The sequence below is a fragment of the Niastella soli genome (genome assembly GCF_017742245.1).
GTDB lineage: Bacteria > Bacteroidota > Bacteroidia > Chitinophagales > Chitinophagaceae > Niastella > Niastella soli.
The window spans coordinates 45,580-70,138 of record NZ_JAGHKO010000005.1 but is presented as its reverse complement, the minus strand read 5'-3'; the positions used below and the strand labels follow the sequence as shown (position 1 = coordinate 70,138).

The window sequence follows — 24,559 nt, the reverse complement described above, 5'->3', positions numbered from 1 at the left end:
CCCGATACCCCTTATGCGTAAAATTCCCTGTTAACAAAACCCTAATCCCCATCCATGCGACATAATTTCTACAAAAAGGTCTCCTCCCTATGGCTGGAAACGGGAGGAGACCATGAAATGATTGATTAAACCCTAAACAATGTACATTATGAGATGCAGGAACCACTTTATTCGCTTAGCGGTTAATCATCACCTTGTTATACAGGGTCGATGATCCATTTTTATTGACAGGCAATGCAATAAATCCGTTGCGCCCTGAGTTTAGTAAAAGTGTTAAAGATTCAATAATGTGTGTGAAAGCATCAAAGCGGCTACAGGAAGTTGTATGATTTTTATATAGATTACGCAACGGTTATCCATATAAAATAACAAGAGGAACATGGCCTTAAATATTACGACAAAAAATATTTTGCCATTAGTTTTAAAAGCCCGAACGTTAAAGACAGAATGTGAAAAATACTATTCAAGTATAAGAGTTTCTTGCCAGGGGAACGCCCATGTACACGTGAAGGATTAAACAAAAGTACGGCCGGCGTTCCTATTTTATTTTAAAAGAAAAGGCCCTCCCGATGGTATCAGGAAGGCCTTTTCTCTTGAGGTCCTTTCAAATTATTTCTTATCAGCTCTTGCTTTCAGGGTCGCTATTGGCATAGTGATCATCCGGCCAATAGGATCTTTTCCCCGGTAAGTGATCACCCGCATGGTAACGGCATCCTTGGGCACCAGCACCGGCTGGGTGTATTTGGGATAAAAACGATCGGGGAATGAATTATCAAAACTGTAATATATATCCAGTCCTTCTATTTGAGCGTTCAGCGCTACTTTCAGCAGGTCCCCTTCCTTGTTCACCTCAAAGGTCGGATCATACATGCTGGGCGCATACTTGATCTCGGCCATATCAAACCGGCCGAAATGATCTTCCACGCGGCGTATAAAGTCGTTCCAGTTCTTTTTTTCCTTGGGCGACCAAACACTCTCGGCTACAGCAAAAGCGCGAGGCCAGGTCATATACTGCGCATGACGCATATTGTAGATCTGTTCGGTCCACAGGTTGGCCTGTCCGCCCTTGATGAACTTGGGATCTACCCCTTCTGGGACCGGCTCAAACTCGTAACTGTTTTTCAACAGCACCGTTTTATAAACGGGGGGTTCAATAGCGCCATCACCCTGCATCAGGTCAATGTATACATTGTTATTAGGGCTCATAACCACCTCATGCTGCATGTTGGCAGCTTCTACCCCGCCCTTTGAACCACGCCAGCTCATAACCGCCGCATTGGGCGCCAGGCCGCCTTCCAGGATCTCGTCCCAACCCATCAGCTTCTTGCCTTTCGATTCAATGATCTTTTCTACTTTTTTTACAAAATAGCTTTGTACTTCATGCATGTCTTTCAGGCCTTCTTTCTGCATCAGCTGTTTTATGGCATCGCTTTTCTCCCAGAAATTCTTTGCGCACTCATCGCCGCCCATGTGAATATATTCAAACGGGAACAACTGTGCTACTTCGGTGAACACTTTATCCAGCACTTCATACACTTTGTCATTGGCGGGGCAAAGGGTATTATCAACCAGTGCAGAAAAAGTGCCATTCCCCCATTGCATGAATTTTTCACCTGCGCTCACATGGTAGGTACCGGGTGTGCAGGAGAGTTCAGGGTAGGCAGCCACTACAGCCATGCTATGGCCGGGTATGTCAATTTCGGGCATAATGTTCACAAAACGGTCAGCCGCGTATTTTATCAGCTCCTTAATATCGTCCTGGGTATAAAAACCGCCGTAGGTACGCGGCTCGTTGTCAGCTGGTGGGGTTAAGGTGCCGAAGGTACCGGTGCGTTCTACGCGCCAGGCGCCTACTTCGGTTAACTTTGGCAGCGATTTTATTTCAATGCGCCAGCCCTGGTCATCGGTAAGGTGTAAGTGTAAAAGATTGTATTTATACTTCACCATGTCGTCGATGTACTCTTTTACCTCTTGCTTGGTAAAGAAGTGACGGGACACATCAAACATCAAACCCCGCCACGCAAAACGTGGGTAATCGGTAATGTGTACACCAGGAATAACCCAGCTGGTCTTCTTTACTACCGACTTGCTTTCAATTTCTTTGGGTAGTAATTGTTCCAGGGTTTGAACCGCATAAAACAATCCGGCCGGGTCGTTGGCAGCAACATGCACCCCGCCAGCGGTTACATCAATAGTATATCCTTCTTTACCGATGATCTTATCGGCAGTACGGTTCAATGTAAAACTGATCACATTGGCTTTAATCGCCGGTGCCGCTTGCGCCAGGGTAAAACCGGTGGCTTTTTTAACCTGACCGGTAAAGTAACCGGCTACGCGTTGCACATCGGCATTTTTCGCATCGGCCACTATTTTGGTTTGGCTATTAAGTACAAAATGGGCGGTCTTTTTTTCAAGGGAAACCGGCTGAGGAATGATCGAGATGTCTGAAGTGGTTTGAGATACGGCAACAGCAACCATCCAGAAACTGGCAAATAACAGACTGAGTGATTTCATTTTAGGCTTTTAATTATGACGACAGTCGGCAACCGGCAGTTGGCAGCTTGAAAAATTACCCGGGATTGCCAGCCTGCCCCGAGTTATCGGGGATCCAGGATTGCCGACGATGAGTCTAAAAATAGGGAATTTCCAGGCTTTGTTAGCAGAAAATTAATGCAAACGATTGATCCTCTTTATTGAATGAGCATTAATTTGTAACTTCCCAAAAACAATCAAAAATACACATGAAGAAATTGCTTGTTCCGACCGACTTCTCTGACACATCAAAGAATGCTGCGCTTTTTGCCGTTCAAATGGCCGCAGACATTCAAAATGCCAAGATCATATTAATTCATGTGTCTGATAAGATCACAGGAGGTTCAGACGGCTCTCCGCTCACTGAAGACGACGATGACCGCCGGATTATATTATCCCAGGCCCTTGGTCAATTAAAAGAGGAATTGCTGGCCGTATCTCAGGCGCCCATCGAATTTGCTATGGAAAAAGGTTCTTCACTGGTGGAAACCCTTACCCGCTATGTACGCCATCAGGCTATTGACATGGTGATCATGGGCATTACCGGCGCAACCCGGCTTGAACAGATCTTTATGGGCAGCAATACCCTGGAAATGGCCAAAGAAGGTGTTTGCCCGGTGCTGATCGTTCCGCCAGACGCAAAATACCGCACAATTAAGAATGTAGTGCTGGCCAGCGACTTTAAAGAAGTAGAAACTACGATACCTGTAGCGCCGCTGAAAGCCACCCTCGATCTGTTTAAACCTAACCTGCATATTGTGAACGTAGACAGCGAACACTATGTGGAACTGACCGATGAGTACAAGGCTGAAAGAAAAAAACTGGAGACCATGTTCAGTGATTATAAGCCTGAATTCTCTTTTATCAGACAGTATGATTTTTTTGACGCCATCAGCCAGTTTGTTGATGACAGAAATATTGATCTGATCCTGATCGTACCAAAGGACCGTTCATTTGTTCCGAGCCTGTTCAAGACCAGCCATACTAAAAAACTGGCCTACCACAGCCACGTTCCTATTGTTGCGATCCATGAATAATTATGATCTTAATCGTATTCATACAGGCGTAGCCGAAAGGTTGCGCCTTTTTTTGAGTTTATTAGTTTGTTAGTTTGTTAGTTATTAAGTTCTTTTGTTCGGGAATTCATTGCATTCTTAGTCTTTACTTATTCGAAACTCAATAACTAACGAACTCAATAACTAAATAACTAAAAATGCTAAGTTACAGTCATGAGGTTTTTTTCGAAGTAGCCACTCACCTCAGCTTTTCAAAAGCTGCCGAGATCCTGTACATCAGTCAGCCAGCCATAACCAAACATATCCAGTCGCTCGAAAAGCATTACAAAATAAGTTTGTTCGAGCGCAAAGGCAACACCGTATCCCTCACCAGCGAAGGGAAAATTTTACTTGAATATGTGGTAAAGGGCCGTGAGTTGCAACGCCAGCTTGAGTTCGACATTTCTATACAAAAAGACCTTCAACTGGCCAAGGGCTCCTTTACGCTGGGCACCAGCACCACTATATCCTTATATGTTATTCCCCCTGTTTTTTCCGCCTTTCATCAGCAATACCCCAATATAGACCTGAAGCTCGTTAACCGCAATTCGGAAAATATTCTAAAAGCCCTGCTCGATCATGAAATTGACCTCGCCATCACCGAAGGCCGTAATACCATTACCTCAGTGAAATATCAGTTCTTTTTAACAGACGAGGTAATTCCGGTGTGCAGCGCCAAAAGCAGTCTCGTGAAAAAGAAAAACATTTCACCAGAAGAACTTATAACTATACCCGTAGCCCTACGCGAAAGAGGATCGGGCACCTTATCGGCCGTAACTGAAGCATTACAAAAATGTAAGATCAGCATTGCCGACCTGCAGCATAAGATCGTTTTGGGTGGCACCGAAGCCTTAAAGAACTTTCTGCTCGACGATACCTGTCTGGGCTTTTTACCGTTACGATCAGTAGCACGCCAACTGAAAAACGGCGAACTGGTTCGGTTATCCATTCCCGGTTTAACCATACATCGTTCCTTTTATTTTATGCAACGCCGTGGCTCTGAAACAGACCGTATCAATCAATTGTTTATAAAACTCGCCAACAATCATTATAACAAAAAGTTATAGCGTATAAGCAATCGGTATCGTTTCCCTTGCAAGTGGTTATTACTTTTACATCGTCATACATTTGCAATGAAAACAATACACACGCTAACTTCCTTAACACAACTGGCCTGTTCGCAGTGCGGACAGCAATACAGTGCATTTGAGCCGCAAACCTTTTCTTCCTGTTGTAATAAACCATTGGAAGCCCAATATAACCTGGCCGAAGTTCCGGAAAGAACGGTGCTGTATAACCGGGAAGCTACCATGTGGCGGTACAAGGAAGTATTACCCGTTTTTGAAGAAGAGAACATAGTGAGCCTGGGCGAGGGAATGACCCCCATTCTCGAACTAAAACGACTACAATCTGCGTACGAATTACCTAACTTATTTTTGAAAGACGAATCAAAAAATCCTACCGGTTCATTTAAAGCAAGAGGATTGAGTGCTGCTGTTTCCAAAGCAAAGGAATTCGGTTTTCATACCTGCATTATACCAACAGCAGGCAATGCCGGCGGCGCACTGGCAGCCTATTGTGCCAAAGCAAATATAAAAGCCATTGTAGTAATGCCGCGCCATACCCCACAGGTATTTAAGGATGAATGTGAATTATACGGCGCAGAACTGATCCTGGTTGATGGGCTCATCAGCGACTGTGCTAAAAAAGTGGCACAACTGAAAGAAACCATCAATTGCTTTGATATTTCAACCATGAAAGAACCCTACCGCCTGGAAGGGAAAAAAACCATGGGGTATGAAATAGCCGAACAATTTGGCTGGACACTCCCCGATGTGATCCTCTACCCTACCGGTGGTGGTACTGGCTTAATTGGGATGTGGAAGGCTTTCCGGGAAATGCAGCAAATGGGCTGGATAGGTGATAAATTGCCCCGGCTGTATGCCATACAAGCTGAGAATTGTCAGCCGGTAGTACAAACCTGGAAAGGGTTACAACCCAATGCCAAAAACTATGTGGGTCAGCCTTCACTGGCTAATGGGCTCGCAGTGCCAAACCCGTTTGCAGAAGACATGATGTTGAAAGCGCTGCGCGAATCAAAAGGCCAGCCACTGGCCGTAAGTGACGATGATATGGTAGCTGCGGTTAAAGAAATTGCGCTGAAAGAAGGATTGATCATTGCCCCCGAAGGCGGCGCCTTATGGAAAGGTTTATTGCAACTGGTGCAGGAAGGCGTTGTGCAGCGGGCGGAAAGAATACTCTTACTTAATACTGGCTCTGGTTATAAATACCTCGAAAATATTTTATAAGGGACGGTTAATGAGGGGCTGACCATAGGGTTAGCCCTATTTTTTTGTAGAGCAAATCAGGAGTGCTTTTTTGCTGACTTGGGAACGCCTGCAATTTTAAGCATTCTATTAGCTTCCTCCAGAAGTTTTTCAAAGATTACCTTTCCCTTGTATTGATCCAGAGATTTGTCAATTTTGATTACTGGGAGATTCTTTTCGAAATTTTTTGAAAAGGAGAAGATCATAAATGTTTTTTTGCATTCTCCGGCACGCCATGAATTTTAAGCATTTTATTAGCCAGATCCAGCTTTTCTTTAAAGATTACTTTCCCTTTGTATTTTTCATCAAGGGATTTATCCAGATAGACACCTGGAAATTTCGTCTTTTTTAAACCTTTGTTTTTCATTATACAAATTTCAGGTTGACCAAAAGGGTAAGCTCCAATTTTTGAATGAGATTAAGGGTGCTTCTTTAAAGACTTAGGCAAGCCAGTAATTTTAAGCATCTTATTAGCCAGATCAAATTTTTCCTTAAAGACCACTTTCCCTTTATATTGTTCAAGAGAATTGTCAATTTTGATTTTTGGGTGATCTGACTTTACTTTTTTTGTACTCATAGGTAAGCTCTGCAGTTACTTCATATTTATCATACATACATCATACTTCAGGTAGCACATTAATAATTGTAAAAGTAAATCATCTGAATATAATTATAAAGCTAACGGACGTGATCATTGCAGTTATCGATCACAGTTAAGTTCTTGAAACATTTGCACATATCAAAGTACAGGCGTGTACCGCGTACGGTTAAAACTGAGACACACAAACGAAACAACTACATCAAAAGTGATGAACAGGATGATGCATCAGACATTTACACATCAATAGAGAAGGACAGATTATATTCCACATAAAAAAAATCCCCTGAGAAACATTTGTTCTCAGGGGAAAATACTTTTATCGACAGTATAATTAAACGGCTGGCTCCTGCTGACTTAAACAGTGGAAACTTCCCAATCCCCAGATAATATCGGTTGAATCGATACCGATCACTTTGCGATCGGGGAAATTCTGTTGAATGATCTGTAACGCTTTATCATCATTGGCGCAGCGGTAAGTAGGTACAATCACCGCCGAATTGGCAATATAAAAATTGGCGTAAGAAGCCGGCAAACGCTGGTCTTCATACACGATTGCATCAGGCATGGGCAGTTCAACCACATTCAGTTGCTGTCCATTTAACAACCGCATTTGTTTTAACTGACGCAGGTTGTGCTGCAGCAATTCGTAATTCTCATCCTGTTTGTTTTCCTCCACCACCGTTAATACAGTATTGGCATTTACAAAACGCACCGTATCATCAATGTGGCCGTCGGTATCATCCCCTACAATGCCTTCATCAACCCATAACACCTGCTCAACCCCATAATAGTTATACAGGTATTCTTCTATCTGCTGCTGATTCAAATGCGGGTTGCGGTTAGGATTCAACAAACAGGCGGTTGACGTTAACAAAGTGCCCTGTCCATTAAATTCTACCGAACCGCCCTCCATTACAATACCAGGATTGTAGACGGGAATATTATAGTGCTTACCTATTAAAGTAGGGATTACATCATCCAGATCGTAGGGTGGATATTTATTACCCCAGGCATTATAGCCCCAGTCAACGACCACTTTTTTGATCTCCGCATTAGGGTTTATCAAAAACGCCGGTCCATGATCGCGGCACCAGGCATCGTTTGTAGGATGAATAAAGAATTTGATCTTACCCAGATCGGCGCCTGCAGCGGTAAGGCATTTGATGGCAAAGGCTTTCATACCGTCATCCACTACATTAATACATACCTCCTCTCCTTTCGCCACTTCTTTTATAAACTCACAGTAGAAAGGATAGATAGCATCAATTTTTCCGGGCCATGACGCTTCCTTATGCGGCCAGCTCAGCCAGGTAGCTGTATGTGGTGCAAATTCAGCAGGGAAATAATAACCGAGTTCTTTAGGAGTTTTCATTAGCCTTTGTACTTAATTGCTTTAGTCGTGGTGTTGGTAGTGCAGGTTTGTTAATTATTGAGTTCTTAAGCCAAAAACCTAAGAACCCAATAACTAAATAGTTAACCTTCGTCTATATATCTTTTCGTAATAGGTTGGTAAGAATCAATTCTGCGGTCGCGCATAAATGGCCAGTGCGTGCGATAGCGATCTGTTAATGCAGCATCCAGCTCTATCACATGTACTTCTTCCTTATCATGCGAACCCTGATACATGATGGTGCCGAACGGATTGGCCACAAATGAACCACCCCAGAACTTCATTGCCCCGTTTTGTTCCAGTCCAACCCGGTTTACACTTACTACATGCACGCCGTTTGCGACGGCATGGCTGCGTTGAATGGTTTGCCAGGCATTGTATTGCTCAGTATTGGTGGCATCGTCCTGCGAAGTTGCCCAGCCAATAGCAGTTGGGTAGAACAGGATCTCAGCCCCCATCAGTGCCGTGATACGGGAAGCTTCGGGATACCATTGGTCCCAACAGATGAGCACGCCAATGGTGGCGAATTTTGTTTTGAATACTTTGTATCCCAGGTCACCGGGCGTGAAATAGAATTTCTCGTAATATGCCGGATCATCGGGGATATGCATTTTGCGGTATTTGCCCAGGTAAGTACCATCGGCATCGAGTACCGCGGTTGTATTGTGATAAAGCCCTTGTGCTCTTTTTTCAAACAAAGATGCAATGACAACCACACCGGTTTCTGCCGCTACTTTACCCAATGCTTCTGTTGAAGGACCAGGAATAGGCTCTGCCAGTTTAAAGTTGTCGTAGTCTTCCACATCGCAGAAGTACAGCGACGTGAATAACTCCTGCAAACACACGATCTGCGCGCCTTTGGCAGCCGCTTCACGTACTTTAGCAATTGCTTTTTGCAGGTTAGCTTCTTTATCGTTGGTGCAGCTCATTTGCACCAGGCCTATTTTTACTTTTGTCATTTCTTGTTCTATGTTCTTTGTTTTTAGTTCTTTGTTTGCATTATAACAAGGAACCATCTAAATTGTTGATCCAGTATCTTATCAACATGTTAACTTTTCAATGGTTGCACCTGGTTACTAGGTTTCTACTTGTAATAAAGCATCCAGGTTGCTGATACCGATCTTTTTCTCAGAAATAAACCCTTCTGCGTATTTCACGCCAATGCGTTTACCCATCATCCGGGCCCGGCCGGTGACACTATCCAGAAAATCGGGGGAAGAAATATAGGTTTGCGGTCCTTCGTGCCCATTTACCGTATTAAAGAATTGGGTGGAATAGGCCTTAATAGCCTCCATACGCTGTTCAAACACATCGGAGATATCTACGAGCAGGTCGGGTTCATGGTACCAGTCCTGCAAATAATGCAACACATACTTAGGGCGCCAGCGTTGTTGCTGGTTACCATTCACGTCTTTAGTCTCAATTTTCGTCAATCCTGCCAAAAAACAAGCCGTAGCAATCAGTTGGCCGGCGCGGCCATGATCAGGATGACGGTCGTCAAGGGCATTTGCCAGCACCACTTCCGGTTGGTAAGTCCTGATGGCTTGTATCAGTTTCAATTGATGCTCTTCATCGTTGCGGAAAAAACCATCCCTCATTTTCAGATTGGCGCGAACATGAACGCCCATGATCTCGGCAGCTTTGGCAGCTTCCGCATAACGGGTTTCAATGGTACCTCTGGTTCCCAATTCTCCCTGGGTAAGATCGAGGATCCCGGCTTTCTTGCCCCGCTTTATTTCGTTGATCAACGTTCCTGAACAGCTTAGCTCTACATCATCAGGATGAACGCCAATGGCCAGTAAATCCAGTTTCATAATAAAAATTGAGCCGCAAAAATACAAAGTTCTTTAGTTTGTTAGTTCATAAGTTATTAGGTTATTGGGTTATTGGATTATTGGGTTATTGGGTTCATAGGTTCTTGAGTTTGGGGTCCCAGAATATTCAGAACTCCGAAAAAGTTTAGAACTCAATAACTTAAAAACCTAATAACCCAAGAACTAAAGAACTAAATAGATTATAAACTTAAAAAAGCATCCCCCATTTGATCAGGGCGTTCACCTCTGCGGGCGCATTGTCAATCTTTTCATCGGCACGCTTTTTACCGAGTCGAACAATCACCGTTTTTTTGGAAGGAATTACTATCACATACTGCCCTAAGATGCCGCGGGCGTAGAATATATCGGGTTTGCTGGGAATGATCCACCACTGATAGCCATAATAGGTACAACGCAACCCGCTGTCATCGGGTATCATACAGGGTTTTATGGAGTTCAGGTAATAGTCCATGGGAATGATCTCATTGCCTTTCCACCGGCCACTGTCGAGCATCAGCTGGCCCAGCCGCGCAAAATCACGGGCATTTGAGTTAAAGCAACAATAGGCTTTTTCGCTCCCCCCTACCTGGTCGGTGCTCCACAGGGCAGCATGTTCAGCCCCTAATGGCTGCCACAATTTCTCCGAAGCATAGGCGCTGAGCGATTTGCCGGTGGCTTTTTCCAGCAGCAGGCCAAGTAATTGGGTATCGCCCGACTTGTAATAATGAAGTGTTCCCGGGGGGTGAATAATAGAAACCCCGGTAGCCGTTTCATATGAATTATGTCCGTAATATAACTCGGTGGTCACTGAAAAAGGGTTGGCATAAGATTCGTCCCAGTTGCTTCCGCTGCTCATGGTAAGCAGGTCAACAATGCGCACTTTGGCTTTTTCGGCGGTCCTGAATTCAGGCAGAAAATCACCCACCGGTTCTTGTAACGACTGTATTTTCCCCTCTTTGATCGCCGCGCCTATCAACAGGCTGGTAATGCTTTTAGCCATAGAAAATGAGCCTGAAAGAGAAGAATCGCTGTAGCCGTCCCAATAAAATTCATACAGGATGGAATCGTTCTTAATAGCCAGCACAGCTACGGTTTCCAGGTCTTCCAGCATTTTTTTCAGCTTAACCGGCAATGGGTTTTTGTTGTAGTCGCCAGAAAGGCTCCAGGGCTGTGATTCGCCTGTTACAACGGTATTATTGGTGAACTTTTTATAGTCGTCGATGTTGGCAAAATTATACCAGACCGCCTCAAACAGATAAATACGGCCCGAGATAACTGCGTAGGCGCTAAAAGATACAATTATCACCAGAATAATGGTCACAATAACGCGAATAAACTTTTTCATAGCAGCGATTGTTGAATTGAAGATAATAAATTGAACCAACCTGTTTGAGCCATTTAATTGGTTATTAACTATTTTTTTCTGGCTTGTGTAAAAAAAAGGAATACGTAACACAATAAAAATAATTGCCAAAGCTCCGGCACAGTGGCAGTCCCTTTTTTTTGCTCTTTTCTCATTTTCAAGTAGCTTCGCAGGTCTTTATTCGAAAGTGACGAAGCAAGTCAGTAATAGAATACTGCCGGAAGAATCAGTAAATCGTAAAATCTAAAATCGTAAATCGAAATGGCATACGACGTAGTAGTTCTCGGAAGCGGCCCCGGCGGATATGTGGCAGCAATCCGGGCATCTCAACTGGGATTCAAAACCGCAATTATTGAAAAGGAAGCACTCGGTGGTATTTGTTTGAACTGGGGCTGTATTCCCACTAAGGCCCTGCTGAAAAGCGCCCAGGTTTTTGAATACATTAAGCACTCAAAAGATTATGGTATCGAAGCCACTGGTACCGCTGATTTTTCGGCAGTAATTAAACGCAGCCGCGGTGTAGCCGATAAAATGAGTAAAGGTGTTCAGTTTTTGATGAAGAAGAACAAGATCGACGTGATCATGGGCTTCGGAAAGCTGAAAGCCAAAGGTCAAATTGAAGTGAAAGGCACCGATGGCAAATCACAGATCGTTGAAGCAAAAAATATCATTCTGGCAACTGGTGGTCGCAGCCGCGAACTGCCCAGCCTGAAAATCGATGGCAAAAAGATCATTGGTTATCGCGAAGCTATGGTGCTGCCTCAGCAACCTAAAAGCATGATCGTGGTAGGTAGTGGCGCCATTGGGGTTGAATTTGGTTATTTCTACGCCACCTTGGGTACTAAAGTTACCATCGTTGAGTTTATGGACCGTATAGTGCCTGTTGAAGATGAAGAAATTTCAAAAGAACTGGCAAAGAACTTCAAGAAGAATGGCATCGAGATCATGACCAGCTCTGAAGTTACCAGCGTTGATACCAGCGGAAATGGCGTTAAAGCCAAAGTAAAAACCAAAGATGGTGAAGTTATCCTGGAAGCCGATGTAGTACTGAGCGCTGTGGGTGTAGCTGCCAACATTGAAGGTATTGGCCTGGAAGAACTCGGCGTAAAAACTGAGAAAGGTAAAATTGCTGTAGATAAATATTACAAAACCAACGTACCAGGCATCTACGCCATTGGCGACTGCGTTCCTGGTCAGGCATTGGCGCACGTAGCTTCTAAAGAAGGTATCATTTGCGTTGAAAACATTGCCTACGGTGAAAAGAAATACAACCACCAGCCTGAAGCACTCGATTACGGCAATGTACCAGGTTGTACTTATTGCACACCTGAAGTTGCTTCAGTTGGTATGACTGAAAAACAGGCTAAAGATGCCGGTTATGAAATCAAAGTAGGTAAATTCCCATTAAGCGCTGCTGGTAAAGCTACTGCTGCCGGACATAACGAAGGTTTCATAAAAGTTATCTTTGATGCTAAATACGGCGAATGGCTGGGCACTCACATGATCGGTTACAATGTTACCGAAATGATCGCTGAGACTGTAGTAGCCCGTAAGCTGGAAACTACTTACCATGAAGTACTGGATAGCATCCATCCTCACCCAACCATGAGTGAGAACATCAAGGAAGCTATTGAAGTGGCTTATGGTGAAGCAATTCACATTTAATAAGAAAGCTTTATTATAAAAAAGGTGCTTCTGAATTCAGAAGCACCTTTTTTTATCGTGAAACGTGAAAGTCCTTATTGTTGAAACCTGAATAATCTCGGCAGACGGCAGACGGCAGACGGCAAACGGCAAACGGCAGACGGCAGACGGCAGACGGCAGACGGCAAACGGCAAACGGCAGACGGCAGACGGCAGACGGCAAACGGCAAACGGTAGACGGCAGACGGCAAACGGCAGACGCATTTCGCTATCTCGCCTACGGCTCGAACCTCGTTCATTTCACTTGCTCTTCGCCAGTGGCAGCCCCCACAATTTCCTACCTCATACTTCATACTTCCCTTATCACCCTATCAACAATATCAACTACTAGTCAACGCTCAACTAGCTTCCCTGGGCCTGTTTGCTTCCAAAAACCTTCTTCAACAGATCAGTTACCCGGGCAACAGGATCTTTGCGGATCTTTTGTTCTTCCAGGCTTACCTGATAAAAGATACCGGTAATAGCTTTATCGGTTACAAAACCACTCAAATCGGGGTTGATCTTATTGGTTGCAAACTTGTTGTAGGTAGTAAACACATCTGACCAGTATTTGGTAGCGCTTACTTTATCCAGTGACTGCTGAATAACAGGCTTGAAAGCTGAAGTCAGCGCGGAAGTGGTCTTTGTTTTCAGGTAATTGGTAGCCGCAAAATCCCCACCCTTTAAAATACCGAGGGCATCCTGAATGGTCATGGTCTTAATAGCATCTACAAAAATAGGTGCGGCAGATTTGGTAGCGTCCTCAGCGGCCCGGTTCAGTGATAAAACGGCTTTATCCACCAGGCTGCCCATACCCAGGTCCCGCAGCGTCTTTTCAACCTTCTGGGCTTCTTCAGGTAATAATATCTTAATAGCGGCATTTTTAAAGAATCCGTCGAGAGCAGACAATTGATTGCCAGAATTCTGGGCGCCCACTTCCAGGGCCTGTTTTAAACCGGCTGCAATGTCAGCGGTGCTCAATACTCCGGTCCCGGCGGCCGCAGGATAATTCTGTTCAATGGTTTTCAGGATCTGCTGCGTACTTTCGCATCCAGAGAGCACAGAAAGTAGTAATACACAGGATAGTAATTGGATAGTTCTTTTCATCATCAATAGTTTACTGATTATTTTTTGCAAGATTAAGCCGTAAAATTATAAAAATGCAAATATCAGTTTGGGAAAAAGAAAGTTTTTATGCACCTAAAGATGTGATCATCGTGGGCAGTGGACTGGTAGGTCTTTGGTGCGCCTGGCATCTCAAAAAAAATGATCCTGCCCTTTCCGTTGCCATTATAGACAGAGGGATCATTCCTACAGGAGCCAGTACCCGCAATGCCGGTTTTGCCTGCTTTGGCAGCGTTACCGAACTGGCAGAAGATGCCGAACGCTTTGGGGAAGACAAGATGTTGCAACTGGTTGAAATGCGCTATAAAGGACTGGAACGCATCCGCAAAGTATTTAAGGAGTCGGCTATTGATTTTGAACTGTGCGGCGGGTATGAATTATTTCATGAAATAGCCATGGAAAAAATCCCCGTACTGGCCTATCAAACAGAGCGATTAAATACGTTACTGCAGGATATAACCGGGAAAAAGAGAACATTTAAACAGGCTGATGACAAGATCGATGCCCTGGGGTTACACGAAGTAGAGCATTTGATAGAGAATAAACAGGAAGGCTATCTGCACTCTGGCAAATTATGCCAGGCATTGCTACAGGCCGTACAATCCATGGGCGTAACCGTATTGAATGCGATCGAAATAAGCGGGTTCGAAAAAGTAAATGATCAGATTGAATTATACACCAACCAGTTTGTAAACTTTAAAGCCGGCAAAGTGCTCATATGCACCAATGCATTTGCCCGGCAATTATTACCTGACCTGGATATTATTCCTGCACGAGGACAAGTACTGGTTACCTCTCCTATTGACGGTCTGAAACTCAAAGGGACTTTCCATTTTGATGCCGGGTATTACTATTTCCGTAACCTGGGGAATCGCGTGTTATTGGGTGGTGCGCGTAATAAAGCTTTTGAAGAAGAAGCCACCACCGAACTTACCATCACCGATACCATTCAACAGGAGCTGGAGTATTTTCTTGACACCTACATTCTTCCCGGCTATACCTATACCATCACCGATCGCTGGAGCGGCATCATGGGCATGGGCAATGAAAAACTACCGATAGTTAAAGAAGTTTCTCCACAGGTTTTCTGCGCCGTGAGGATGAGTGGAATGGGGGTTGCTTTAGCGCCTGTTATTGGGGAACAGATTGCCAGTTTATTAAGTTAGTTGCTTTTGATTTCGCAAGTTGTTAAGTTCGTGGGTTATTAAGTTATTGGGTTATTGGGTTATTGGGTTATTGGGTTATTGGGTTATTAAGTTATTGGGTTATTAAGTTATTGGGTTATTGGGTTCATTAGTTAGTAGGTTCAATTTAGCTAAGGCATTTCACGGTTCAGAAACTTTATACCCCTGAAACTTGATTTTTGGAGGTAGTTAATTAGACTTATTATCATGCCTCTGATTTGACCACACAAGAGATAGAGTTCATCAAATTCTTTCTTAGAAATATATTCCCGGTCTAAAAGCCGGCATAACTGTGATTGGCATTCACAAGCAGAACCATGTGAAATCTCAAGAAATTGTACAAACTCCTTATTTCCTCCTCTTCCAAAACCTTCAGCAATGTTATCCATAACTGAACCACTGGAACGATTTATCTGATCTCTTAATTTATAATCTTTTGCAAGATCGGTAGTTGTAGAGAGTAAATATATTTTTGAGCAAAGCTCCCTTGCCTTTTGCCAGGTCTTAATATCCTCAAAACAGGTAAAAGTAGCCATATAGCATTTAATTAAGTAAATGAATATGCCACTATCCAAAGCCGTAATGAATAATTATAATAAATTTTCTTCTATTTTAACTCAACAACCTACTAACTTAATAACTTAATAACTTAAAACTTCGTCTTCGAAGAAATAATGGTAGTAGTAAAGCCTAATATTGCAATAAGCGCAAAAGATATTCTTAAACTAGCTGCCTGTGCTATAAACCCAATCATTGGCGGGCCGGCTAAAAAGCCGAGATATCCTATGGTAGAAACGGCTGCCAATGCCACTCCAGGTGAGAATACTGTTGATTTACCTGCTACCCCATAAACAAGAGGTACAACAGATGAAACGCCAATTCCAACGAGCATAAAACCCAACGTAGCGGTTACCAATGTAGGAAATGCGATAGCGATCACCAGTCCTGTTGTAATGACCAGCCCACTTATTTGCAACATGCGCAGTGTACCCAACCGGGTCACCAGTTTATCACCGGCGAATCGGCCGCCTGCCATGGTACACATAAATGCCGTATAACCAAGCGGGATCATCCCCTTTGATACGGCCACTACCTTTTGAAAATACACCCCGCTCCAGTCGAACATAGCACCTTCACACACCATGCAGCACATAGCAATTAAACCCAGCTTTAACAAGGTAGCATCGGGTTTGGCAAACAACGGACGATCATCATCGGCGTTTATATCCTGCCGTAATGAGTTGCGATATAACAGTGCCATCATCAAAAAGGCGACACCTGCAATTATGCAAAAATGGATGAAGGGATTTAAATGGAAATTGATCATAAGGGTACCAATAGAAGCGCCGGTAAACCCAGCCAGGCTCCAGATACCATGGAAAGAGGCCATGATGGACCGGCCATACAACACCTCCAGACTTACGGCCTGGGTATTTACCGAAATATTGAACAGGTTGCCCATAAGACCAAAAGCAAACAAAGCCACCACCAGTTGCCAGGTTTCCTGTACCAGCCCGATATTGCATAAAATAAGTGGATACAATATAGCAGCCAGTAAAACCATTTTCCGGCTTCCAAAATGATGTACCAGCCAGCCTGAAAAGGGTAAAGACACCATTAACCCAACGGGTAAAGCAAACAAAACCGCACCCAGACCGCCATCACTCAACTGAAGGTGCTGTTTTATATCGGGAATGCGAGAAGCCCAACTTGCAAAACATAAACCGGCAATAAAGAAAAATGCCCCTATTGATAACCGAGCCGCTCTTTTTGACACCTGCGGCTGCACCAACATACTTTCCATGGCGCCAAAATTAGTGGGCTAAAAGGCATCACAAAAACATTTTTGCAGCAATTTCATCAAAACAAACAACCTTCCTGCGACTGCCTACGTATTCTAATTGTAAAGTGCCTGTGTTTAACAGACGGATAACATTTCAAATCAACCAGTTAAGACAATAGATAAGATTTATAAGCGTTAATACAGTCTGATTCATATATTTCTTTAAATTTACACAACGGGCTCATTTTACACGTTATTGATTAGGCTCAGTGACTTTCCAACCAGTACGCCAATACATAATCTCTCTGGCTAGTAGCAATTAACCATCCAAACAAGGATTTGTTTCCTGACTTGTCACGGAAACAATGTGTCTTATTGACGTTTTTAATACTTCAATTTTATGCAAACCTCATCTGTTTCGCATAGCGATGATGCTATGCATGTAACGACTGGCCCAAAGCGCAATGCCATAGCTGCTGCCATTTTGAATGGTGTAATTGAAAACACCGAAGGATATACCTGGATCATTGATAAAGACCTGCATTACATCGTGTGCAACCGGCACCTTCGCAATACCATAAAACAGTTATCCGGCAAAGACGTTTTGCCCGGCGATGAGGTTATTGATTGTATGGCCCTGCTCGACGACACCCACCAACTGTCCTGGACAGCCATTTACCAGGAAGCTTTTAATGGTACCGCCCAACGATTTGCCCACTCGTGCTCCATTCAACAAAACACTGTTTTCTTCGATATTACGATAACCCCGGTGCGAGAAGACAATAAGATCATCGCGCTCTCCTGTTCTGCCCAGGATATTACCGAACGTAAAAAAGCCGAGGAAGGATTGCGGCAAAGCGAATTGAAATTCAGATCGCTTATTGAAAACAGTACCGACATCATACTCATGGCCAATGAGGATGGAAATATTTTTTACAGTTCTCCTTCTGCGAAAACTGTATTCGGGTACGAAGAAGCCGATTATATAGGACGCCATGTGTGTTCGTTTGTACATTCCGACAGTTTGCCCGCCATGGGTGATCTGGTCCAAAACCTTATGCAACATCCAAATGAGCTGTATACCATTGACCTGAAAGTTTATGACAAACAAGGCAATGAACGATGGGTACAGGGCCTGGCATCGAATATGTTGCAAAGACCGGGCATCAATGCACTGGTTGGTAACTTCAGGGATATTACCGAACGAAAAAAAGCAGAAGAATTATTAAAAGCATCGGAAGACCTGTACCGGAATCTTTTTTATAACAGTCCGCTCCCGAAAGCTGTTTGTGATGCCGAAACTATGCAGTTTCTGGAAGTAAATGAAGCTACCATACAACTATATGGGTATTCGCGGGAAGAGTTTATGCAAATGAAAGGCAGGGCCATCTTATCAACAGAGGAACCCGAATTACCACAGGTGTTGTCAAAAGAGGACAATCCCAACCAGCCTTCCATCTTACGCAAACACATTAAAAAGAACAAGGAACCCATCTTTGTTGAAGTGTGGGCGCATGCTATTAATTATAAAGGGCGGAGTGCCTTATTGATCCTGGGCAACGATATTACAGAAAAGATCCAGCTGCAAAATCAGCTGGTTGAAGAAAAGATCCAAAGGCAACAGGAAGTAGCCAAAGCGGTGATCGACGCACAGGAAAAAGAACGGGAAGCCCTTGGCCGCGAATTGCACGATAACATCAGCCAGGTACTCACCACCGCCCGGCTGTATCTCAATTGCGCAAAAGACTCACCTGCTACACAGGAAGCCATGATCAAACGAAGCTGCGATTCCATTACCAATGCCATCGAGGAAATACGGCGATTGTCAAAATCCATGATCGAAACCTTTCATAAAGAAGTAGGGCTTGAATTTTCACTGAACGATCTTATTGAAAAAATTCGACTGGCACAGCCATTCACGATCTCCCTGTACTTCGCCGTTCCAGATGAACCAAACCTGGATGATAAATTAAAAAAGACCATTTTCCGCATCGTACAGGAACAATTGAATAATACCATTAAACATGCCGACGCCTCTGAAGTACAGGTGGCCATTGTTCAAAAAAAACGGCAATTACTGATCACCATTGCCGACGATGGTAAGGGATTCGACCCCTCACACAAACGCAACGGTATTGGCATTACCAATATAATAAGCCGTACAGAATTATTTAATGGCCGTGTTAAAATTGAATCATCACCTGGCAAGGGATGCCGCATGCAGGTAAGTTTTACTATTTGACCCTTCGACTCCTCTCCTACGCCAGGCTTCGGTGAGCGAAGCGCTCAGGACTGTAATACAACGCTTTGAGTAAAATGTCGGGAGCGATAACTCTGTGTTTTGTTGTTTTACACCGTAAAACGAGGTTGATGCCTTATTTTTGCGGTGTTTTTTTATTAAATGCACAGGGAGATTCCTATGGATAAGGCTTTTTTGTTCGATATGAACGGCACCATGATCGATGATATGCAGTTTCATTTAAAGGCATGGTACCATATTTTAAATGATGATCTGGGTGCCAATTTGGGCTGGGAAGAAACCAAGAGCCACATGTATGGCAAAAACAGTGAGTTATTGATCCGCATATTTGGGGAAGATCGGTTTTCACCGGAAGAAATGGAGCGGCTTTCTATTGAAAAAGAAAAACGTTATCAGCAGGAGTTTAAACCACACCTGAAGCTGATACCCGGGTTACAGCAATTTCTTGAAAAAGCACACGCTTTACATATTCCGATGGCTATTGGCTCTGCGGCCATTCCATTCAATATTGATTTTGTGCTCGACAACCTGAATATCCGCCATTACTTTAAAGCTATTGTAAGCGCTGATGATGTAGCCACCAGCAAACCGCATCCCGAAACTTTTCTGAAGTGTGCGCAATTGTTAGGCGTTGATCCGGCCAGTTGTCTGGTATTTGAAGATGCGCCCAAAGGTGTGGAAGCGGCCCAAAACGCCGGCATGCCCGCGGTAGTGTTAACCACCATGCATGAGCAGGAAGAGTTTGCGGTATACAACAACATTATCACCTACACCAAAGATTATACGCATTTGTCGCCTGCCGACCTGGTGCGGTCAAAGGCAATATAAGATAATCCAGACCTGTGCGCCATTGGGTTCTGAATAATTAGAGGATTGATGCGACCCTGACAGGCCTGGCTTTTATAGTCCAAACCTGTCAGAGCCTGCCCCGCTTTGCGGGGTCCAAGACGTCAGATTGAAAGTGCAAGATCCAATGATGGACCTTACAGGTCTTTTTCAATTCGTTGTATTAATTCAATGCAGGCCCGGCCATTGTGATAAGGGCATTTCCACAACCCTACTTTGTCATGCCCCTGCATTATGGAGTGATCTTCGTTTATCCCCCAGAACCATTCGCCGTTTTTATTATCCCGGATATACTGCTTTATAAATGCCCACATATTACAGGCATACTGCAGATATTCATGCTGTTCACTTATTTGCCAGGCATTGTAAAATCCCACCAGCGCTTCGGCTTGTGGCCACCAGTGTTTTTCCTTTATCAACCGGTTTTGTTTCGCTTCATATTCATACCAGAGACCGCCATCGGTATCGAGCCCAATGACCACCGCATCAGCCATTTTAATAGCATTGGCCCGCATTTGTTCAATCAACTTTTGATCACCAATTATTTCAGCCGCTTCGAGCAACAACCAGCTTGCTTCTATATCATGACCATAAGACACCGTATCGGATTTTACACTCCAGTGCTCATCAAAAAACAAGTGCAGGTGACCGGTATGCTGATTGATAATATGATCATTAAAACTGGTAAGCAAGGCAGCAATGTGTTTTGCCAGTATTTCATCGGGATATATTTTATAAAGCGAAGTATATGCTTCCAGAATATGCAAATGGGTATTCATGGATTTCTTTTCATTCGCATCTTTATGGCTCAACCGCAGATCATCCATCCCTTTCCAATGCCGGTCGAAGGCTTCAAAATAACCGCCCTGCGTACGGTCAAAACTTTTTTGTTGAATTACTTCATACAACTGAACAGCCAATGCTTTGGCTGGTTCATTTTTAAAAGCACGATAATATTCGCTGCAACCATACAATACAAACGCCAGGGCATATACCTGCTTTTTGGTATCGTACGATTCGCCGTTACTGGTCACACTCCAGTAAACGCCTCCATACAGGGAATCGACAAAATGTTCCCGGATGTATGCAAAGGCGCGATCGGCCGCAGTGGCGTAGCGGGGATCTTTTGTTAAGTTATAGGCAGCGGAGAACGTCCACAAAATGCGCGCATTCAATACGCTGCCCTTTGGCGCGTCGGGATAACTGGTATTGTCATTATCTATTCGGCCATAGAAGCCACCCTGCTTTTCATCAATGGTGTGTTGCAGCCAAAAGTTCAATATAGCAAGCAGCTCCTGTTGCAATTCGGTTTTGAAAAGTTCCAGGTTCATGTAACGATTATACCACTTTTTTTGGTCTGGCGGCTGTTAAATATCCTGCTGTTGTGCGATTTTGTTATTTTCGATCATATTATACAAGGTACGTACCGAGGCGGCGGAAGTATAGCCATCTGCAGGCGTGTTCATTACATAGTCAAGCAGCCGTTCAACGGTTGATTCCGCCACATGCATCCGCGTATCTGACGAGGCATAATAGATCAACACCCGCCCATCGTCATCAACAGTCCAGCCATTGCCAAATACTACATTTGATACATCCCCTACCCGTTCTTCGCCTTCGGGCGCTATAAAATAACCACCGGGTTTATATATTATTTTAGTAAGGTCGGCCAGATCGGCCATAAACAGGTACAATACATAGCGCATACCTGCAGCCGTATTACGCACCCCATGTGCCAGGTGCAACCAACCCTGGTTTGTTTTTATCGGCTGAGGGCCCAACCCATTCTTTAATTCAGAAACGGTGTGATACACTCTTTTATCAATCACTACTTCTTTGTGTATAACGGCGTTCTCCATTGAACTGCTTAAGCCAAATCCAATGCCGCCACCAGTACCAGCTTCAATAAATCCATCCTGTGGCCTGGTGTAAAAAGCATATTGCCCGTCAACAAACTCCGGGTGTAACACCACATTCCGTTGTTGCGGGGATGGTGTTTTCAGATCGGGCAACCGCTCCCAGGTTACCAGGTCTTTTGTACGGGCAATACCACATTGGGCAACAGCCGAAGACTGATCGGCCGGTGATGCTTGTGGATCACGACGCTCCGTACAAAACAAACCATAGATCCAGCCATCTTCATGTTGCACTACGCGCATATCGTAAATATTGGTATCCTCCACCGCTGTTTCGGGCATCATGATGGGGTAGTCCCAAAATTTAAACCCATCGATACCATTAGCGCTTTCCGCCACAGCAAAAAAAGATTTCCGGTCGGCACCTTCAACCCGTGCAATCAAATGATATTTTCCATTCAATTTAATGGCACCGGCATTGAGTACCGTGTTGATCCCGATCCGCTCCATTAAGAACGGATTGGTCTCCGCATTCAGGTCATATCGCCAGAACAAGGGTGCATGTTTGGCGGTCAATACCGGGTTCTTATACCGGCAATAAATTCCATTCTCCTCGGCTGCCTTTTCATTAGGACGGTTAATTAATTTCTCATGTGATTTTTCGAGCATTTCCAGCCGTTCCAAAAAATTCTTATCCATTGTATTTCAATTTTAGAGTCTGTTTAGTTTTCAAGTTTATCCCACCAGGTTCGTTTAAGCACCATCACAATCACCGCCAGTATGGCAACAGTGATCAGTAAGGGCGCCTTCAACCATAATACAACATACATTGGCAGAATGGTTAAACAACACTGCCCAATAATTCCTAAAACCACATTGAACATATCCTGTTTAAATCGTTTGTTAGGAACGAAGGCAGGGTCGTCCTGCATTACTTTAACCTGTATAGGTTTCCAGAAGCCCCATGGTCTTACTGTTTTGTAAAATTGTTTTAATACGGTTTCTTCCGTGGGGGGAGTTAACCAGGTACCGATAAAACAACCGGCCAGCGAGATCAGGAACAGCAGGGGCCAGCTATAGAGGGATAGGGTATTTTTAAAAATTGCAGGGAATACCAGCGCAGCTATTATACCACTGGCCATACCCCAGAAAAAGCCACTGGCGTTAAACCGCCACCAATACCACTTTAGCATATTGGCGGCAATATAACCACCATACAAAGCGCTAACGATCCATTGTAACACACTGTTCACATCTCTTGCAAAAAAGCCCAGCGTTACTCCAATAGCCACCACTACAATGCCAACCAGGTAATTGGCCCTTATTATTTTTTTAGTGCTGGCCTGCGGATCAACATATTTCAAATAGATATCATTGACGATGTACGCCTGTGCAGCATTCAGCGTACCTGAAAAAGTGCCCATAAAAGCGCCCAATAGTCCGGTAAGCACCAATCCCAGGATACCCGCAGGTAAAAAATCATTGATGGCTGCCGGCAAGATCCGTTCAAAATCGGTACCCGAGGCAGTGCGCAGATCAAGCTGGTTATAATACAATAATGCCAGCACGGTAAGACCTATGATCATTGAATAACGCACGGGCAATAAAATTATAGAAACAAAACCCGACATTTTACTGGCATCTTTTGGTGAGCGGGTCGACAAAACCTTTTGCATATCGTAGTTGGGTGCAGGGCCGGCCAGGCTGGCAAAGATGCCCTTGAACAACATCATCATAAAGAAAAACCCAAACAAACCAAAGCCATCTTCAGCTATCTTCTTATTGGCATCGGGGATCAGCTTACTCCAATCAAGGTTCAACTGCCAGTTGAAAAAAGGATTGGTCCAGTTGGCAGGCACAGCCAGTTGGGTACCGGGTGCATGTAAACGCAGCATGGCAATAACTGCAATGGAAATGCAGGCTATTGTCATGATCACGTACTTGATCACATCCCCCAGTACAATACTGTGCATGCCACCCAATATGGAGTAGAACATAGCAAATAATGTAAACACAATTCCATACAAATGCGGCACATACGCTGGTGCCACTTTAAACGGCACGTAGGCCGATATTAAATGCCAGGGAACAAATATTTCTATGAACTTACCCAGCCCCACAAAGCCATATGCCAGAAAGCCAAAACAGCTTAGCAGTGCAAATGCCACTACTACATTATGAGAGCTTTTTACGCCTTTGCCACTGGTGCCAAATCGCGTAACCAGCCATTCGGCACCGGTGCTGGCATTGGAGCGGCGCACCCATTTCGAAATGAACATCATCATAAACACCTGGTTAAACACAGGCCATAACCAGGGGATCCAGATCGATTTCATACCATATACAAAACACAGCGCCACCATCCACATAGTACCACTGATATCAAACATATCACTGGCATCACTCAACCCCAGCATGTACCAGGGCAGCACCTTCCCCCCCAACAGGTAACTTTCTTTATTTTTCCGTGCTCTTTTACGTAACAACCAACCGATGACTACCATTGTAGCCAGGTATAATATGACAATGCTTACGTCTAAAATCGTTAGTTTCATTATGCTTATTTCGTGATACGGCAATCGGAAACGGGAAACGGCAATCGTGAATCGGCAATCGGCAATTGTTCGCGCAATTCGAGCCTCACTTCTATTTTTCAAGAACCTAATAACTCAAGAACTTAATAACTAACAAACTCAATAACTTGCCTTTATCAACCCTATCAACTCCGTCACCTCTATCA

Annotated in this window: 19 protein-coding genes; 7 read left to right on the top strand and 12 right to left on the bottom strand. The window is 44.1% G+C overall.

What is annotated here, in order from left to right; translation table 11 throughout:
• Nucleotides 1–609: 609 nt before the first annotated feature.
• A complete protein-coding gene (locus J7I42_RS20765; RefSeq protein ID WP_209140787.1) occupies nucleotides 610–2,514 on the bottom strand; it encodes a beta-N-acetylhexosaminidase in 1,905 nt (634 codons plus the stop codon).
• A 227-nt stretch (nucleotides 2,515–2,741) separates the two neighbouring features.
• Between J7I42_RS20765 and J7I42_RS20760 the strand changes: the two genes are divergently transcribed.
• The 3 genes from J7I42_RS20760 to J7I42_RS20750 all read left to right on the top strand — a co-directional run bounded on the left by J7I42_RS20760 (nucleotide 2,742) and on the right by J7I42_RS20750 (nucleotide 5,896).
• Nucleotides 2,742–3,569: a universal stress protein gene (locus J7I42_RS20760; protein ID WP_209140786.1), complete on the top strand. Its 828-nt coding sequence runs from the start codon at nucleotides 2,742–2,744 to the stop codon at nucleotides 3,567–3,569.
• A 176-nt stretch (nucleotides 3,570–3,745) separates the two neighbouring features.
• Nucleotides 3,746–4,654: a LysR substrate-binding domain-containing protein gene (locus tag J7I42_RS20755; protein ID WP_209140785.1), complete on the top strand. Its 909-nt coding sequence runs from the start codon at nucleotides 3,746–3,748 to the stop codon at nucleotides 4,652–4,654.
• Nucleotides 4,655–4,720: 66 nt separating this feature from the next.
• A complete protein-coding gene (locus J7I42_RS20750) occupies nucleotides 4,721–5,896 on the top strand; it encodes a threonine synthase (protein ID WP_209140784.1) in 1,176 nt (391 codons plus the stop codon).
• A gap of 220 nt (nucleotides 5,897–6,116) precedes the next feature.
• Here the strand turns inward: J7I42_RS20750 and J7I42_RS20745 are convergent, their stop codons facing one another.
• From J7I42_RS20745 to J7I42_RS20725, 5 genes are all read right to left on the bottom strand, one after another.
• Complete coding sequence (locus J7I42_RS20745) at nucleotides 6,117–6,281, bottom strand: hypothetical protein (protein WP_209140783.1); 165 nt, start codon at nucleotides 6,279–6,281, stop codon at nucleotides 6,117–6,119.
• 565 nt (nucleotides 6,282–6,846) lie between these two features.
• Complete coding sequence (locus J7I42_RS20740; RefSeq protein WP_209140782.1) at nucleotides 6,847–7,887, bottom strand: agmatine deiminase family protein; 1,041 nt, start codon at nucleotides 7,885–7,887, stop codon at nucleotides 6,847–6,849.
• Between the two features lie 101 nt (nucleotides 7,888–7,988).
• Complete coding sequence (locus J7I42_RS20735) at nucleotides 7,989–8,864, bottom strand: carbon-nitrogen hydrolase (RefSeq protein WP_209140781.1); 876 nt, start codon at nucleotides 8,862–8,864, stop codon at nucleotides 7,989–7,991.
• A gap of 117 nt (nucleotides 8,865–8,981) precedes the next feature.
• Nucleotides 8,982–9,719: a bacillithiol biosynthesis deacetylase BshB1 gene (gene bshB1 / locus J7I42_RS20730; protein ID WP_209140780.1), complete on the bottom strand. Its 738-nt coding sequence runs from the start codon at nucleotides 9,717–9,719 to the stop codon at nucleotides 8,982–8,984.
• A gap of 208 nt (nucleotides 9,720–9,927) precedes the next feature.
• A complete protein-coding gene (locus J7I42_RS20725) occupies nucleotides 9,928–11,064 on the bottom strand; it encodes a serine hydrolase domain-containing protein (protein WP_209140779.1) in 1,137 nt (378 codons plus the stop codon).
• 279 nt (nucleotides 11,065–11,343) lie between these two features.
• On the opposite strand from J7I42_RS20725, the gene lpdA reads away from it, so the two are divergent.
• The gene (lpdA, locus tag J7I42_RS20720) at nucleotides 11,344–12,747 is read left to right on the top strand and encodes a dihydrolipoyl dehydrogenase (protein ID WP_209140778.1); all 1,404 of its coding nucleotides are present in this window, start codon (nucleotides 11,344–11,346) and stop codon (nucleotides 12,745–12,747) included.
• A 381-nt stretch (nucleotides 12,748–13,128) separates the two neighbouring features.
• Here lpdA and J7I42_RS20715 read toward each other — a convergent pair whose 3' ends face one another.
• Entirely contained in the window at nucleotides 13,129–13,872 is a 744-nt protein-coding gene (locus J7I42_RS20715) for a DUF4197 domain-containing protein (protein ID WP_209140777.1), read from the bottom strand.
• 44 nt (nucleotides 13,873–13,916) lie between these two features.
• Here J7I42_RS20715 and J7I42_RS20710 point away from each other — a divergent pair, with 44 nt between their 5' ends.
• Nucleotides 13,917–15,056 (top strand): NAD(P)/FAD-dependent oxidoreductase, encoded by a 1,140-nt coding sequence (locus tag J7I42_RS20710; protein WP_317196257.1) that lies wholly within the window; start codon nucleotides 13,917–13,919, stop codon nucleotides 15,054–15,056.
• Between the two features lie 149 nt (nucleotides 15,057–15,205).
• Here J7I42_RS20710 and J7I42_RS20705 read toward each other — a convergent pair whose 3' ends face one another.
• Both J7I42_RS20705 and J7I42_RS20700 read right to left on the bottom strand, forming a co-directional pair.
• Nucleotides 15,206–15,610 (bottom strand): four helix bundle protein, encoded by a 405-nt coding sequence (locus J7I42_RS20705; RefSeq protein WP_209140775.1) that lies wholly within the window; start codon nucleotides 15,608–15,610, stop codon nucleotides 15,206–15,208.
• A 113-nt stretch (nucleotides 15,611–15,723) separates the two neighbouring features.
• A complete protein-coding gene (locus J7I42_RS20700; RefSeq protein WP_209140774.1) occupies nucleotides 15,724–16,878 on the bottom strand; it encodes an MFS transporter in 1,155 nt (384 codons plus the stop codon).
• Between the two features lie 379 nt (nucleotides 16,879–17,257).
• On the opposite strand from J7I42_RS20700, the gene J7I42_RS20695 reads away from it, so the two are divergent.
• Together J7I42_RS20695 and J7I42_RS20690 are read left to right on the top strand one after the other, a co-directional pair.
• Nucleotides 17,258–19,099 carry a sensor histidine kinase gene (locus J7I42_RS20695; RefSeq protein ID WP_209140773.1) on the top strand — a complete coding sequence of 614 codons (1,842 nt, stop codon included), beginning with the start codon at nucleotides 17,258–17,260 and terminating at the stop codon, nucleotides 19,097–19,099.
• 177 nt (nucleotides 19,100–19,276) lie between these two features.
• Nucleotides 19,277–19,945 (top strand): HAD family hydrolase, encoded by a 669-nt coding sequence (locus J7I42_RS20690; RefSeq protein ID WP_209140772.1) that lies wholly within the window; start codon nucleotides 19,277–19,279, stop codon nucleotides 19,943–19,945.
• Nucleotides 19,946–20,100: 155 nt separating this feature from the next.
• On the opposite strand, the gene J7I42_RS20685 is transcribed toward J7I42_RS20690, so the two are convergent.
• From J7I42_RS20685 to J7I42_RS20675, 3 genes are read right to left on the bottom strand one after another with little or no spacing between them, the layout of a single operon-like run.
• Nucleotides 20,101–21,294, bottom strand: coding sequence for an AGE family epimerase/isomerase (locus tag J7I42_RS20685; protein ID WP_209140771.1), 1,194 nt, complete (start codon nucleotides 21,292–21,294; stop codon nucleotides 20,101–20,103).
• Nucleotides 21,295–21,330: 36 nt separating this feature from the next.
• On the bottom strand, nucleotides 21,331–22,518 hold the full coding sequence (locus J7I42_RS20680; RefSeq protein ID WP_209140770.1) for a glycoside hydrolase family 130 protein: 1,188 nt from the start codon (nucleotides 22,516–22,518) through the stop codon (nucleotides 21,331–21,333).
• Between the two features lie 23 nt (nucleotides 22,519–22,541).
• Nucleotides 22,542–24,374 (bottom strand): sodium:solute symporter family protein, encoded by a 1,833-nt coding sequence (locus tag J7I42_RS20675; protein WP_209140769.1) that lies wholly within the window; start codon nucleotides 24,372–24,374, stop codon nucleotides 22,542–22,544.
• Nucleotides 24,375–24,559: the final 185 nt, after the last annotated feature.